Source organism: Aerococcus suis, assembly GCF_900176325.1.
Taxonomy (GTDB): domain Bacteria; phylum Bacillota; class Bacilli; order Lactobacillales; family Aerococcaceae; genus Aerococcus; species Aerococcus suis.
Window position 1 is genome coordinate 57,682 of the sequence record NZ_FWXK01000003.1, and the last position, 14,346, is coordinate 72,027.

Genomic DNA, 14,346 nt, shown 5'->3' on the forward strand with positions numbered 1-14,346 from the left:
TTAATGAAATAAAGGATGTTACTGATGAAATTAAAAGATGAAGTAAATAAACGGCGAACATTTGCAATTATTTCGCATCCCGACGCTGGGAAAACAACAATTACCGAGCAATTACTATTATTTTCTGGTGCTATAAGACAGGCCGGTACCGTTAAAGGGAAAAAGTCAGGTAAATTTGCAAAATCAGATTGGATGGAAATTGAACAAAAACGTGGAATTTCTGTGACAAGTTCAGTCATGCAAGTTGATTACGATGGTCATCAAATTAATATTGTGGATACTCCAGGACACGAGGACTTTTCTGAAGATACTTACCGAACTTTAATGGCGGTAGATGCGGCGGTAATGGTTATCGACTCAAGTAAAGGGATTGAACCACAAACGAAAAAATTATTCCAAGTTTGTGCGATGCGTGGCATTCCTATTTTTACTTTTATGAATAAACTCGACCGTGACGGACGTGAACCGATGGATTTAATTGGAGAATTAGAAGATGTCTTAGGTATCGATGCTTATGCTATGAACTGGCCAATTGGTATGGGGAAAAATTTAATTGGACTTTATGACATTTATAATCAACGTATTGAACGAAACTTAAATGACGAAACAGCTAACGAAGAACGGATGGTCGCTATTGATGATAATGGTGAAGCAATTGGTGACTTTGACTTTAAAGCATCCACTATCTATTCTCAAGCATTAGAGGATGTTGAACTGATGCAAGAAGCAGGAAATCCTTTTGATGAGGAAGCCATTATGAATGGTCAATTAACACCGGTATTTTTTGGGTCAGCTTTAACTGGTTTTGGTGTTGAAACCTTTTTAGATGCTTTTGTTGATTATGCACCTTCTCCGAGTCCAGTAGAAACTATTGAAGATGAAAAGGTCGATCCATTGCAAGAAGAGTTAACCGGATTTGTTTTTAAAATTCAGGCGAATATGGATCCTAAACATCGCGATCGGATTGCGTTTGTTAGAATTTGTTCTGGTGCCTTTGAAGAAGGTATGGAAGTTAAATTGACCCGGACCGATAAGAAAATTCGTTTAAATAATACGACGCAGTTTATGGCTGATGCACGAGAAAATGTAAAAGAAGCGGTAGCTGGGGACATTATCGGATTATACGATACAGGTAACTTCCAAATTGGCGATACCATTTATACAGGGAAAAATGCGGTTCAATTTAAACCATTGCCTCAGTTTACCCCCGAATTATTTATGAAAGTTTCGCCTAAAAATGTGATGAAACAAAAATCCTTCCATAAAGGTATGGAACAATTAGTTCAAGAAGGGGCTATTCAGTTATATCGTACTTGGCATACAGAGGATTATATCTTAGGTGCTGTCGGGCAACTACAATTTGAAGTTTTCCAAGCACGTTTACTTAATGAGTATAACTCTGAGGTGACAATGGAGCCAATGGGACGTAAAATGGCTAGATGGATTAAACCGGAAGATTTAGATCCTAAAATGTCTTCAAGTCGAAATCTATTATGTAAAGATCGTTTTGGTCATCCTGTATTTTTATTTGAAAATCAATTTGCCTTAAATTGGTTTACGGGTAAATATCCAGATGTTGAATTAGAAAGCTTGCTAGAAACTGAAGAATAAGTCTTAATTATTGTGAAATGGTGTACAAAATAGGCGTTTTAGTACAAATAACCTTGCTTAAATATAAGTATTTGGTATAAAATAGTTGCTCACATAACGATTTCGTGGTAAATTATTATGTGAAAGGCTTTTCTTTTCAAAAGCTAATTATTAACTTTATAAATTAATACAAGGAGTTGTTCAGTAATGAAAAAACAAGAATTTAACGTAACAGCAGAAACAGGAATCCACGCGCGTCCAGCAACTTTATTAGTTCAAACTGCAAGCAAATTCCAATCTGAAATTAATTTAGAATACAAAGAAAAATCAGTTAACTTAAAATCAATCATGGGTGTTATGTCTTTAGGTGTTGGTCAAGGTTCTGACGTTACAATCACTGCTGAAGGTGAAGACGAAGAAGAAGCAATCAAAGCAATTGAAGAAACTATGAAAAAAGAGGGGTTATCTGAATAACCATGAATAAATTAAACGGAATTGCCGCAAGCGATGGTATTGCAATCTCAAAGGCATTCTTGTTAGTTGAACCTGATTTATCATTTGAATTAGGTAAAAATAGCGATCCTGAGGCGGAAGTCACTCGCCTTGAGGATGCTATTTCAGTTTCAAGTACTGAAATTGAACAAATTAAAGCCAAAGCAGCTGAAAGCTTATCTGAAGAAGAAGCAGCTGTTTTTGATGCGCATTTATCAATTTTACTTGACCCTGAAATGAAAAATGCTTTTGTTGATAAAATTAAAGAACAATCTTATGATGCACAATCTGCCGTTCGTGAAACTGCTGATATGTTTATCACTATGTTTAAAAATATGGAAGATAATCCATATATGCAAGAACGTGCTGCTGACATCAAAGATGTTACAGATCGCGTGATTGCTCACTTACTCGGTGTTCAAATGCCTGACTTATCAACAGTTGATGAAGAAGTTGTTGTATTAGGTTATGATTTAACACCTAGTGATACAGCTCAATTAGATAAACGTTATGTTAAAGGTTTTGCTACTGATATTGGTGGTCGAACTTCTCACTCAGCAATTATGTCACGTAGTTTAGAAATTCCTGCAGTAGTAGGAACAAAAGATGTGTCTAAATCTGCTGAAGCTGGAGATTTAGTCATTATCGATGGTCTTGAAGGGGACGTCATCATTAATCCTGATGAAGAAACTGTTAAGGCTTATGAAGAAAAACAAGCTGACTTTTTAGCTAAAAAAGCTGAATGGGCACAACTTGTTAATGCAGAATCTAAAACAGCTGATGGTGAAACATTCGAATTGGTAGCTAATATCGGAACACCGAAAGACTTAGAAGGTGCTAACGATAATGGGGCAGAAGGTATTGGTTTATACCGTACAGAATTCTTATATATGGATTCTGATCAAATGCCTACTGAAGAAGAACAGTTTGAAGCTTATAAAACTGTTTTAGAAGATATGGGAGAACGTCCAGTTGTTGTTCGTACAATGGATATTGGTGGCGATAAAAACTTACCATATCTACCTCTACCAGAAGAAATGAATCCATTCTTAGGTTACCGTGCGATTCGTATTGGATTACATCAACCTGAATTGTTACGTACTCAATTACGTGCATTATTGCGTGCTTCAGTTTATGGTAAATTACGGATTATGTTCCCAATGATTTCTAACTTAGCTGAGTTTAGACAAGCTAAAGCGTTAGTTGAAGAAGAAAAAGCAAAATTAGTTGATGATGGTGTCCCAGTAGCGGATGATATTCAAATCGGTATTATGATTGAAATCCCTGCAGCTGCGGTCTTAGCTGATCAATTTGCTAAAGAAGTTGATTTCTTCAGTATTGGGACTAACGACTTGATTCAATACACAATGGCTGCTGACCGTATGAACGAACATGTTTCATACTTATACCAACCATATAACCCTTCCGTATTACGTCTAATTAAATCAGTTATTGATGCTAGTCATAAAGAAGGTAAATGGACAGGTATGTGTGGAGAAGTTGCTGGAGATCAAACAGCTGTTCCATTACTTGTCGGTATGGGATTAGATGAATTCTCAATGTCAGCTTCATCAATTCTTAAAACACGTAGTTTAATGTCTAAATTAAACAAATCTGAAATGGAATCATTAGTTAACAAAGCATTAACTGAATGTACAACTTCAGATGAAGTAGCTAACTTAGTTCACGATACTGTAGGAGACATTATTGAAGGCTAATCTCCTCATAATGTTTTAGTCATTTTATTGATGAACAAATAAAGAGGCTGGGACTTTTCCCAGCCTCTTTAAATTTGTCTTTCTTTAACACTAAACTCTCTTAAATTTGTTTAAAAAATATTGAGTTTTAGATGGGGTTATAATACTATGGTTGAGAGGAGGGAACATATGAAAATTGCCATATTTACAGACACATATTTCCCACAAGTTAGCGGTGTGGCCACTTCAATCAAAATCTTACAAGAGACCTTTACTAAGCATGGACATGAAGTGTATATTTTTACTACGACAGATCCAAATGCACCTAAGGAAGAAACGAATGTCTTTCGCTATGAATCTGTTCCTTTCTTGTTTTTCAAAGAACGTCGGATTGCTTTAACATTTTTTGGTCCCGTAGTAAAAAAAGTGAAGGAATTAGGAATCGATGTGATTCATACGCAAACGGAGTTTTCTATGGGGCTATTAGGGATTACAGCTAGTCGCTTACTAAATTTACCGTTAGTTCATACTTACCATACTTGGTATGAAAAATATCTTCACTATATTATGAACGGGAAACTGGTTAGCAAAGAAACCGTGAAACGTTTATCACGTTTATATTGTCAACAAGCTTCCGTGGTTGTTACACCGAGTGATACCATTAAAGATGTCCTGAGAGATTATCATGTCACCAGACGAATAGTGACAATTCCTACAGGGGTTCCAATCCCAGAAAAATTACCTAACTCTCAATTACAAAATTTACGTAATGAGTTGGGATTAACAGCTGATGACTTTGTGATGTTATCTATCAATCGTTTAGCTCATGAAAAAAATTTAGAAGCTCTTATTGATTATATGCCACATATTTTAATGGAAAAACCAGAAGCAAAACTGGTATTAGTTGGAGCGGGACCTGAGGAAGACGCGTTGAAGGAACGGGTTCAAACTCTCAACTTAGAATCGGTTGTGTTATTCCCAGGAGCAGTACCTCACGAATTTGTTAATCAGTATTACCAAATGGCGGATTTATATGTCAATTTATCCACTACGGAGACACAAGGATTAACATTTCTTGAAGCTATCACCAATCACTTGTCTATTGTGGCTTATGCTTCTGAATATTTGCAACATTTAAATGGCATCGCCCCTGTTGGTCGCTTAGTGGATACTGAAGCAGCTTTTCCCGAAGCAGTATTGGATGTTGCTCATCACTTACCGCAAGCTAAAGCATCATTATCCGACTTGGTTTCTATCGTATCGTCTGAAACATTTTATGAGTCATTGTACGAGCTGTATCAATCAGTTGAACCACGAAAATCTTTGGTGGGACATTTTAAACTCTTAAAATATTAGGTTGAGAATTTATAAAAAACACAGTTTTTTCTTTTTATTTGTGTCTTAATTCGTTACAATAGTTAGGTAATATTGAAAGGAGAGGTCATATTGAAACCATCACAATTAAAAGCTATTATTTCACGTTTAGAGGCTATGACTGCTGATGATTCAGCGATTGAAGTTCGCCGTTTCGAAAAAGAAGGCGTTGAAAAATGTTTAGTTCGCTATGATCGTGAAACAGATAGTTTTGAGTTAGATGACCACGAAGTGAATGAAACGTTCCAATTCGACGATTTAGATGTCGTTGCAATGGAGATTTTTGAATTATTACAATAAGATTGTGACTCTCAAATAGGGACCCTCTTATATTGATAGAACAATGTTATGGTGTGAAGAGCGTCAACTGAGAGTCGTGTAACCCACGGCTCTTTTCTTTCGCTACTAAAAGGAGAACAAGATGTCAAATACAATTTTAGAACTGGCACAAATTTTACAGGAGCGTCAGTTATTATTATCTCAATTACCTCAAGAAGAGGGAACTGTTACTCATATAACATATGACTCTCGTGAAGTGTCTGAAGGTACGCTCTTTTTTTGTAAAGGGGAAAATTTTAAATCTGACTATTTAAAACAAGCAGAAGCTAATGGAGCAATTGCTTATGTGGCTGAACAACCGTTTGATGTGACGATTCCAGGACTTATCGTTTCTGATGTTCGGCAAGCAATGCCGCTAGTAGCTAATTACTTTTATCACGAACCTTGGCGAGCAATTCATATTAATGCATTGACTGGTACTAAAGGAAAAACAACAACGACCCATTTTCTAAAAGCAATTTTGGATAAACATCAGATGAAACACCAACAAGGAGAAACCGCTTATTTTTCTTCAACAACGACTTATGATGGAGTTAACCGTGGCCCTTCTCAGTTAACAACGCCAGAATCAATTCCATTGTTCCAACAGTTAGCAAATGTTCGTGATTCTAGAATTCCTTTCTTAACGATGGAAGTGTCTAGTCAAGCTTTAAAATATCGCCGAGTAGATGAAGTGATGTTCGAAATGGTTGGTTTTTTAAATATTTCGACAGACCATATTGGGACGAATGAGCACCCTGACTTTGCAGACTATTTACAGAGTAAATTGCGGATTTTCCAACATGGACAATATGCTGTGATTAATTGTAATACCGATTACTTCGATGATGTCTTAGCGGCAGCGCAAGCTAGCGAAACAATTGATGACATTATTACATTTAGTCGCGAAGCAGCCGATGCTGATTATTGGGTTGACCAGATCATTTCAACGCCAAAAGGGCAAGAGTTTGTGGTCCACGAAGGAAGTTCAGCTCATTCTTTAATGTTAGACATGCCTGGAGAATTTAATATTGATAATGCACTAATGGCTATTGCAATGGCGAGACATTATGAGGTGAGCTGGGAAACCATCGCCGAAGCGTTAGCTGAAGTGAAAGCCCCTGGAAGAATGGAAGTCTTTGTGAGTGATGATGATGAAGTGAAAGCAATTGTTGATTATGCCCATAATAAGTTGAGTATGGAACAATTGATTTTATCTGCTCGTAAGCTATTCCCAATGGCAAAAGTTTGGGTCGTCACTGGGTCAGCAGGTGGAAAAGGTGTTAGCCGTAGAAAAGATATGGGAGAAGTTATTGGTCGTTTAGCCGATAAAAGCTATTTAACGGCTGATGATAATAACTTTGAAAGTGCCTATGATATTGCAAAAGAAATTGAAACGGCTATTTTAACTGAAAATCCAACAGCTGATATTTTAATGATGACTGATGACCGCCAACGAGCGATTAAACAAGCCTTAAATGACGCACTTGAGGAACCGAGTGATGTCGTCGTGTTATTAGCCGGTAAAGGAACCGATGATTATTTCTTGATTAATGGTGAAAAAATACCTTATCAATCGGATTCTGATTTTATGAAAGATTATTTAAAACGATATAATCAATCAAAATAATGATTTCTAACTCTCGATAACGTTAAGTCGAGAGTTTTTTATTGTAATGGGGTCATATGGTTTTCGTGTGGTTTTGAAATCACTATGATATACTATACACGACTATAGGTTGGAGGTATCCAATGTTTTTAAATTATTTTAAACCCACATGGATGGTAGAATCTGTCTATCAATTAACTCCTGAGCAGTTAAAAAAACGTCATATTTCTGGTATTATTACGGACTTAGATAATACTTTAATTGCTTGGGACAGTTTAGATGGGACACCTGAAATGGCCAAATGGTTACAGACTATGACTGACGCAGATATTCCCGTAGTGATTGTTTCTAATAACTCTAAAAAGCGTGTACAACGCGTAGCTGATAATTTCGGTATCCACTATTTAGCAGTCGCTAAAAAACCATCTAGACGTGGAATGAGAAAAGCTTTAGAGATTTTAAAAATGCCTAAGGATGACGTTGTTATGGTAGGTGATCAACTATTAACGGATATTTTTGGTGCTAATCGGTTAGGGTTACGTTCCATATTAGTGAAGCCTATTGTACAATCAGATGGCATAATAACAACATTTAATCGCAATATTGAATTGAAAATATATAAACGTGTTAGAAGACGAAATCCTGAATTGAAATGGAGGAAAATGATTGACTGAAGCAAATGAATTTCTATACTGTATTGGATGCGGAGCAAAAATACAAACTGAAGATAAGCAAAAACGAGGCTATACCCCTCAATCTGCCTATCAAAAAGGAATTGAAACAGGAGAATTATATTGTCAAAGATGTTTCAAATTAAGACATTATAATCAATTAGAAAAGGTATCGACAACTGAAGATGAATTTTTAGCAATTTTAAATACATTAAGTGATAAGGATGCTTTAATTGTCAACGTTATCGACCTTTTTGATATTTCTGGATCCTTAATTCATGGACTCAATCGTTTTGTTGGAAATAACAAGCTCTTGATGTTAGGAAATAAACGAGATATTTTACCGAAAGCGTTAAATGATCAACGAGTAAGTAATTGGGCACGTGGACAATTAAAACAATTAGGCATTCATGTTGATGACTTTATGCTAGTGAGCGCAGAAAAACGGCATTATGTTGATGACGTTTTAGCAAAAATTGAAGCGATGCGTGATGGAAAAGATGTTTATATTATAGGGGTTACTAATGTTGGGAAATCAACGTTGGTGAATCGAATATTACAAAGTACAGGTCTAGATACTAACTTGATTACGACGAGTCGATTTCCAGGAACAACATTAGATATTATTGAAATACCATTTGATGATAATAGTTCATTAATTGATACTCCTGGAATTATTCATAATGATCAGATGACATCATTGCTCTCACTTGATGAATTGAAACAAGTGATGCCGCAATCAGAATTATGGCCGAGAACGTACCAATTAAATCCGCAACAAACCTTATTTGTTGGGGGATTAACTCAATTTGATTTTGTTTCTGGTGAACGTATGAGTGTTACTGCTTATTTTAGCCAACGACTAAATATCCATCGCCGTAAATTAGCGGGTGCAGATGAATTCTATTTGAAACATGCTGGTGAATTGTTAACACCTGCAATTCCTCAGGATACGGCGAAGTTCGTAGCTAAAACGATTAAAATTAAGCAACCGACAGATGTTGTGATTTCTGGATTAGGATGGTTTAATGTTTCCATTGCCAGTGAAGTAACCATTCACGTTCCGGAAGGGATATCTGTTTACTTACGTGATCCGATGATTTAAGAAGGAGATTATATGTTAACAAATAAAGAGAAGAAATATTTAAAAAAAGCATCACATGAATTGAAACCATTATTTCAAATTGGTAAAAATGGTGTTAACGAAGAGTTAGTGAATCAATTGGACGATTTATTAACAAAACGTGAACTAATTAAAGTGCATATTTTACAAAATTCAGATGAAGAAGTAGAAGAAGCAGCAGATGAAATTAGTTCGGCATTATCAGCTGAAGTCGTGCAGACAATTGGTCGAGTAATGACATTATATCGACAAAGTAGCGAGTCAAAATATCGTCAAATTTCAGAAGAATTAAAAGCTGTTAAATAGAAATGGATGTATAGGTAGTTATGCGTACTTCGACAATGGTAAAAGCTAATATTCCTAAATATAAAGAAGCGATTCAGTCTAAGCGCCATGTCGGTATTATTGGAGGAACGTTCAATCCTATTCACAATGGGCATTTGTCGATAGCTGAACAGGTTTATGATAGTTTACAGCTAGATGAAATTATTTTTATGCCAAATGCAATACCGCCACATAAGATTGCTCCACAAATGCCTTCGCAAAACGCACGATTAGCAATGCTGACTCAAGCAATTGCTAATAATCCCCACTTTTCCCTTGATTTAGTGGAGTGGGAGCGCGAAGGTAAGAGTTACACTTATGACACGATGAAGTTATTAACTGAGCGTTATCCTAACACGCAATTTTACTTTATTATTGGAGCCGATTCGGTTATGGATTTATCCAGCTGGTACCGTATTGCTGACTTGGTAGAGCTCGTTCAATTTGTAGGAGTAAAACGTTCGGGCTATCAATTAGAGACTCCATTTCCGGTAACTTTTGTCGATATTGTAGGAAGTGATGTTAGCTCTTCAATTATTAGACATCGTGTTCAATTGAACCAATCAATTCGTTATTTAGTTCCTGATCAAGTCGCATTATTCATTAAAGAAAAGGGGTTATACCTTGGTTAAAGAATTTTCAGATCAATACATTCAAATTTCTAGATCAACGTTAATTAATAAATTGGAAAAACAATTATCTAAAAAACGATTCGAACATGTGCTTAGAGTGGAAGAGATGGCTCTTAAGTTGGCTGATCATTATCAAGCGGATGAAGAGCGTGCGTCTATTAGTGCACTCCTACATGATTATGCAAAGGAAATGTCAGAAACAGATTTACTTGCGTATAAAGATCATCCATTGTTTGATAGTGAATGGTTAAATTATGGCAGTGCTATATGGCATGGGCCGTTAGCTGCTTTTATTGGCAATGATCAATTTGGTATTACTGATGAGCAAATTCTTAAAGCAGTATGGGGACATACTATTGGAGAGTTTGATATGACGCTAGATGAAAAAATTCTATTTATTGCCGATTATGTTGAAGAGGGAAGAGACTTTCCTGGCGTTGAAGATGTTCGAGCCATGGCTTTTAAAGATTTAGATAAGGCAGTCAATTATAAAATAAAAAATTCCATTCAACATCTCATCGAAAAAGAACAGATGATTTATCCGAAAACAATTTTAATTTATAATGACTGGGTTAAAAAGGAGAATTAAATGACTGAACAATTAAATAATAAATTATTAGAAACGATTATTTTGTCAGCGGATGATAAATTAGCGGATGATATTGTCGCTTTGGATGTTCATGAACTAACACCGTTAAGTGATTATTTTGTTGTTATGAGTGGTAATAATGAGCGTCAAGTCCAAGCAATTGTTGCTAACATCGAAGAAGATGTTGAAAAGGCCGGATTTGATATTCGTGGAATTGAAGGACGAGATGGCAATCGATGGATCTTAATGGATTGCTATGATGTTATTGTCCATGTTTTCTTATATAGCGAACGCGATTATTATAATTTAGAAAAAATGTGGGTAGATGCGCCATTAGTTGATTTAACTGATTGGATTAAATAATGGGAATTTATGAAACATTTTGTGAGGTATACGATAGTCTTTTTGATGACAGTTTGTATCCCCAGTGGTTATCGTTTACTGAAAAAGTCGTTCCTGAATTAACATCGAAGACTGATTGGTTGGATTTAGGCTGTGGCGATGGGAAATTAGCTGTTCTAGCAAAACAATCGAATTATTCCATTACGGGAGTTGATCTATCGCCGACGATGATTGAACGTGCGCAGTCCCGTGCTCAAGAAGCAAAGGTTAATATCCCATTTAAAGTAGCGGATATGTTAACTTTTCATTTTGAAGATTATCACCCACAGCTTATTACTTGCTTTTGTGATAGTTTATTGTATCTAAATGAGTATTCTAAACAAGAACAGGTCATGAGAAATGTCTATCATCATCTCAAGGCAAATGGAGTCTTTATATTTGATATTATTCATCCTAATTGGATAAATTATCAATACCCAGGCTATACGTTTGTTCATGAATGGGATGATGTCGTGTTTACATGGACGAGTGATCAATTTAGAGGCGAAAATACGATTGATCATTCATTAAATATGTTCTTAGAAGATGAGGATGGCCGTTATGAACGCTATGAAGAGCTTCATGAGCAATTTGTTGCCCCGATTGAAGATTATGTATCGAGCCTAACTGCTATTGGATTTACAGAAGTGACAGTCACTGCTGACTTTTCTACAGACGGTCCTAATGATACTAGCAAACGAATCTTTTTTACTTGTCGAAAGGGGTAAAATAATGAGAGCGTTAGGGGTGATTGCAGAATGGAATCCATTCCATGATGGGCATCGCTATTTATTAGAAACTGTTAAGCAACTGTCACCGGATACCCCAATTGTTGCGGTGATGAGTGGTAATTTTGTGCAAAGGGGAGACCCTGCCCTTATTTCTAAATGGGAACGTGCCAAGTCAGCTTTAAATTATGGAGCTGACTTAGTTTTTGAGTTACCGCTATGGTATGCCACCCAACCAGCTGATTATTTTGCTCGAGGTGGAGTGAATGCCTTAGCTTCTTTAGGTGTAGATGGCCTTTTTTTTGGTGTTGAATCATTCCCTTTTAACGATTATGTAACAATGGCTAATTGGGAAGGAAAACATCCTGAGATTATCCAACGTAAAATGAGGCAATTTTTGCTAAACAATCCCAATTTAAGTGCTACTGAGCGTTACTTCAAAGCTCTTAAGCAGGCACAAAATGAAGTTCCTTGTTTAGCGTCGTTGAATCTTGATTTTCAAATGAAAAGTAATAATTTGTTAGGCTATATCTATTGTCGAGAAATTGCAACGTGGAATTTACCAATCGAACCATTACCTATTGCTCGTTTGGGAGCTCAGCATAGGGAGACGGCAAATAGCAACGAAGTGGAATTTTTAAGTGGATCACAAATTCGGGCATCCATATTAGGTGGAAAGCAAGATCATGTTGGTAAAATGCCATTGGAATTAATTCAAGCTGTCGATGATTTACCTTGTGCGGGAACTTGGCAAATATTTTATCCTTTACTAAGATATCGATTACTCACTGCTTCGTTAGAAGAGTTGTCGCTTATCTATCAAGTGGATGAAGGAATTGAACATTTATTAAAGCAGGCGGCTAAAAAAGCATCGACTATGGAAGAATGGCTGGATATTTGTCGAAGTAGAAATTGGTCAGAAGGTCGTTTAAAAAGAACCGCACTTATGATTTTATTAAATATTAAAAATAATCGTATAAAAGAGTTAATGGACTATCAGCATCCACAACCATTATTACTTTTAGGAATGACCGCAAAAGGACAAAAGTATTTACGACAATTAAAAAAAGCTGAAACAGAAGATTCTTGGCAAATCATTTCGCGTGTGAACCAAGAATGCGAAAGAAAATGGCCAGAATGGCTAATCGCTGATCGCATATATCGGCATATCGTTTACCAAGATGAACACGATGAAAATTTTAGTCATCAACCAATCATAATAAAATAATGGAAGGAGTATGTCTATGAAATGGGCATTACGTGAACTACGGATTATTGCAGCAGATCCTATGTGGATTGATGAAACTGTTGATGTTGAGAAATCAGTTCAACAAAAACAAGCTGATGTATTAGGGCTCTCTCCACTATCTGTAACTGGGCTAGTACTTTATGAAAAAGAAACGGTCCTACTTCAACTTGATGTTGCAGGAATGATAAAACTACCTTCAACACGCTCTCTAACTCCTGTAGAACAATCCTTAGCTTTTAAAATTAGAGAACGATTGATTCCAGAAGGCGTTACTACAGATATTGTTGATGAAGATGATACGATTCCTGTTCCTTTAGCGACAGAAACGGTCGATTTAAATACTATTCTAATTGATAATGTCGTTACGCATATTCCAGTACAAGTATACACAGAAGAAGAAATGGCGAATGATGATTATCCACAGGGAAATGAGTGGCAAGTTGTCAGTGAAGACAACTATAAAGAACACGAACAAGAAGAAAACAATGAAGGTGATCCGCGTTTCGCTAAATTAAAAGATTTATTTGATAATGAGAATAATGATTAGATTGGAGGATGATAGCGATGTATCCTTTTCATTGGCAAGAAATCATTCTCTACGTGTTACCAGCTCTGCAACTTTGGCTGGTTTCTCAATATGGGCGTCCATTTTTAACTGATGGGAAACGAATCAAATTAGCGGTAATAGATGTGATGCATCCTCTACTATGGGTGTGCTTTCATTTTGTCACTTTATATATTTTTTATTTCAGTTTGATTCCTGTACTTGTTATGCTATTTAGTTTATGGAGTCTGTTTTATTTATGGCAATCTTTTAAAAAATATGATGCGATTAATTGGCGGATTTATTTAAGAAATTTATCTAATTTAGCTGGATTGATAACCTTTATTGGATTTTATTTCTTTGTATGTTGGCGAATAATTCAAGTGATTGTTGCCTAATGTTATGTTAGATCAAGAATTTTTTCTTGGTCTTTTTTTTATGTCTAAATTTAATTTCGGTTATTTTTTAATGAGATAAAAAGGTTGTGATAAAAGTTTGAAAATTGTAGGGGATTTGTGGTGAATTGTGGGGAGATATGGTAGACTAAGAGTATTAATTGGGTAGAGGTGCTTATTTATGTTAATTGGAGAATATAAGCATAATATTGATGCTAAAGGGCGTCTCATAGTACCAGCCAAATTTCGCGAAGATTTAGGCAATAAATTTGTCATTACTCGTGGACTTGATGGCTGTATTTTTGGCTATCCAATTAGTGGATGGGAAATCATCCAAGAAAAATTAAAAAAACTCCCACTAGCTAAAAAAGAAGCTCGGGTATTTACTCGCTTTTTTTATTCGGCGGCTAGTGAAGTAGAACTTGATAAACAGGGCCGAATCAATATTCCACAAACATTAATTGACTATGCAGACTTAAGCAAAGTTTGTCGAGTTGTTGGCGTTTCAGATCGGATTGAAATTTGGAGCGCTGATAAGTGGGATAATTTTGCAGATGAAGTTGAAAATAATTTTGAAGATATCGCTGAAGATATGCTTGACTTTGGATTTTAATCATTAATAAATTTAGA

The 14,346-nt window shown here is 35.9% G+C and carries 17 protein-coding genes; all 17 read left to right on the forward strand.

Annotation, left to right across the window (positions count from 1 at the left end; all coding sequences use genetic code 11):
* Positions 1 to 24: 24 nt before the first annotated feature.
* The 17 genes from B8955_RS03705 (at position 25) to mraZ (ending at position 14,329) form a co-directional block, all read left to right on the forward strand.
* Complete coding sequence (locus B8955_RS03705; RefSeq protein WP_084098705.1) at positions 25 to 1,611, forward strand: peptide chain release factor 3; 1,587 nt, start codon at positions 25 to 27, stop codon at positions 1,609 to 1,611.
* Positions 1,612 to 1,797: 186 nt separating this feature from the next.
* Positions 1,798 to 2,064, forward strand: coding sequence for a phosphocarrier protein HPr (locus tag B8955_RS03710; RefSeq protein ID WP_084098708.1), 267 nt, complete (start codon positions 1,798 to 1,800; stop codon positions 2,062 to 2,064).
* A gap of 2 nt (positions 2,065 to 2,066) precedes the next feature.
* Positions 2,067 to 3,800, forward strand: a complete 1,734-nt coding sequence (ptsP, locus tag B8955_RS03715) for a phosphoenolpyruvate--protein phosphotransferase (protein ID WP_084098711.1) — start codon at positions 2,067 to 2,069, stop codon at positions 3,798 to 3,800.
* A 168-nt stretch (positions 3,801 to 3,968) separates the two neighbouring features.
* On the forward strand, positions 3,969 to 5,135 hold the full coding sequence (locus B8955_RS03720) for a glycosyltransferase (protein ID WP_159444426.1): 1,167 nt from the start codon (positions 3,969 to 3,971) through the stop codon (positions 5,133 to 5,135).
* 90 nt (positions 5,136 to 5,225) lie between these two features.
* Complete coding sequence (locus B8955_RS03725) at positions 5,226 to 5,453, forward strand: YkuJ family protein (RefSeq protein WP_084098717.1); 228 nt, start codon at positions 5,226 to 5,228, stop codon at positions 5,451 to 5,453.
* A 121-nt stretch (positions 5,454 to 5,574) separates the two neighbouring features.
* Entirely contained in the window at positions 5,575 to 7,101 is a 1,527-nt protein-coding gene (locus B8955_RS03730; protein WP_084098720.1) for a Mur ligase family protein, read from the forward strand.
* A gap of 122 nt (positions 7,102 to 7,223) precedes the next feature.
* Positions 7,224 to 7,754, forward strand: coding sequence for a YqeG family HAD IIIA-type phosphatase (locus B8955_RS03735; RefSeq protein WP_084098723.1), 531 nt, complete (start codon positions 7,224 to 7,226; stop codon positions 7,752 to 7,754).
* Positions 7,747 to 8,856 carry a ribosome biogenesis GTPase YqeH gene (gene yqeH / locus B8955_RS03740; RefSeq protein WP_084098726.1) on the forward strand — a complete coding sequence of 370 codons (1,110 nt, stop codon included), beginning with the start codon at positions 7,747 to 7,749 and terminating at the stop codon, positions 8,854 to 8,856. Before B8955_RS03735 ends, yqeH begins: the two co-directional genes overlap by 8 nt.
* Positions 8,857 to 8,868: 12 nt before the next feature.
* On the forward strand, positions 8,869 to 9,180 hold the full coding sequence (gene yhbY / locus B8955_RS03745) for a ribosome assembly RNA-binding protein YhbY (RefSeq protein WP_084098728.1): 312 nt from the start codon (positions 8,869 to 8,871) through the stop codon (positions 9,178 to 9,180).
* Between the two features lie 20 nt (positions 9,181 to 9,200).
* Complete coding sequence (locus B8955_RS03750; RefSeq protein ID WP_084098730.1) at positions 9,201 to 9,830, forward strand: nicotinate-nucleotide adenylyltransferase; 630 nt, start codon at positions 9,201 to 9,203, stop codon at positions 9,828 to 9,830.
* Positions 9,823 to 10,419 carry a bis(5'-nucleosyl)-tetraphosphatase (symmetrical) YqeK gene (gene yqeK / locus B8955_RS03755; protein ID WP_084098733.1) on the forward strand — a complete coding sequence of 199 codons (597 nt, stop codon included), beginning with the start codon at positions 9,823 to 9,825 and terminating at the stop codon, positions 10,417 to 10,419. Before B8955_RS03750 ends, yqeK begins: the two co-directional genes overlap by 8 nt.
* The gene (rsfS, locus tag B8955_RS03760) at positions 10,420 to 10,782 is read left to right on the forward strand and encodes a ribosome silencing factor (protein ID WP_084098736.1); all 363 of its coding nucleotides are present in this window, start codon (positions 10,420 to 10,422) and stop codon (positions 10,780 to 10,782) included. It begins immediately after the preceding gene.
* Positions 10,782 to 11,528 carry a class I SAM-dependent DNA methyltransferase gene (locus tag B8955_RS03765; protein ID WP_084098738.1) on the forward strand — a complete coding sequence of 249 codons (747 nt, stop codon included), beginning with the start codon at positions 10,782 to 10,784 and terminating at the stop codon, positions 11,526 to 11,528. The genes rsfS and B8955_RS03765 overlap by 1 nt, the downstream gene beginning before the upstream one ends.
* A gap of 4 nt (positions 11,529 to 11,532) precedes the next feature.
* Positions 11,533 to 12,756 carry a tRNA(Met) cytidine acetate ligase gene (locus B8955_RS03770; RefSeq protein ID WP_159444427.1) on the forward strand — a complete coding sequence of 408 codons (1,224 nt, stop codon included), beginning with the start codon at positions 11,533 to 11,535 and terminating at the stop codon, positions 12,754 to 12,756.
* A gap of 16 nt (positions 12,757 to 12,772) precedes the next feature.
* Positions 12,773 to 13,324: a YceD family protein gene (locus tag B8955_RS03775; protein WP_159444428.1), complete on the forward strand. Its 552-nt coding sequence runs from the start codon at positions 12,773 to 12,775 to the stop codon at positions 13,322 to 13,324.
* Between the two features lie 17 nt (positions 13,325 to 13,341).
* Positions 13,342 to 13,719 carry a DUF3397 family protein gene (locus tag B8955_RS03780; protein WP_159444429.1) on the forward strand — a complete coding sequence of 126 codons (378 nt, stop codon included), beginning with the start codon at positions 13,342 to 13,344 and terminating at the stop codon, positions 13,717 to 13,719.
* Between the two features lie 178 nt (positions 13,720 to 13,897).
* A complete protein-coding gene (gene mraZ, locus B8955_RS03785; RefSeq protein WP_084098746.1) occupies positions 13,898 to 14,329 on the forward strand; it encodes a division/cell wall cluster transcriptional repressor MraZ in 432 nt (143 codons plus the stop codon).
* The last annotated feature ends 17 nt before the right edge of the window (positions 14,330 to 14,346 follow it).

What these genes read in the sequence shown, in the direction of transcription:
- B8955_RS03705 (WP_084098705.1), top strand. Translation starts at nt 25, where the DNA reads ATGAAATTAAAAGATGAAGTAAATAAACGGCGAACATTTGCAATTATT.
- B8955_RS03710 (WP_084098708.1), top strand. Translation starts at nt 1,798, where the DNA reads ATGAAAAAACAAGAATTTAACGTAACAGCAGAAACAGGAATCCACGCG.
- ptsP (WP_084098711.1), top strand. Translation starts at nt 2,067, where the DNA reads ATGAATAAATTAAACGGAATTGCCGCAAGCGATGGTATTGCAATCTCA.
- B8955_RS03720 (WP_159444426.1), top strand. Translation starts at nt 3,969, where the DNA reads ATGAAAATTGCCATATTTACAGACACATATTTCCCACAAGTTAGCGGT.
- B8955_RS03730 (WP_084098720.1), top strand. Translation starts at nt 5,575, where the DNA reads ATGTCAAATACAATTTTAGAACTGGCACAAATTTTACAGGAGCGTCAG.
- B8955_RS03735 (WP_084098723.1), top strand. Translation starts at nt 7,224, where the DNA reads ATGTTTTTAAATTATTTTAAACCCACATGGATGGTAGAATCTGTCTAT.
- yhbY (WP_084098728.1), top strand. Translation starts at nt 8,869, where the DNA reads ATGTTAACAAATAAAGAGAAGAAATATTTAAAAAAAGCATCACATGAA.
- B8955_RS03750 (WP_084098730.1), top strand. Translation starts at nt 9,201, where the DNA reads ATGCGTACTTCGACAATGGTAAAAGCTAATATTCCTAAATATAAAGAA.
- rsfS (WP_084098736.1), top strand. Translation starts at nt 10,420, where the DNA reads ATGACTGAACAATTAAATAATAAATTATTAGAAACGATTATTTTGTCA.
- B8955_RS03765 (WP_084098738.1), top strand. Translation starts at nt 10,782, where the DNA reads ATGGGAATTTATGAAACATTTTGTGAGGTATACGATAGTCTTTTTGAT.
- B8955_RS03770 (WP_159444427.1), top strand. Translation starts at nt 11,533, where the DNA reads ATGAGAGCGTTAGGGGTGATTGCAGAATGGAATCCATTCCATGATGGG.
- B8955_RS03775 (WP_159444428.1), top strand. Translation starts at nt 12,773, where the DNA reads ATGAAATGGGCATTACGTGAACTACGGATTATTGCAGCAGATCCTATG.
- B8955_RS03780 (WP_159444429.1), top strand. Translation starts at nt 13,342, where the DNA reads ATGTATCCTTTTCATTGGCAAGAAATCATTCTCTACGTGTTACCAGCT.
- mraZ (WP_084098746.1), top strand. Translation starts at nt 13,898, where the DNA reads ATGTTAATTGGAGAATATAAGCATAATATTGATGCTAAAGGGCGTCTC.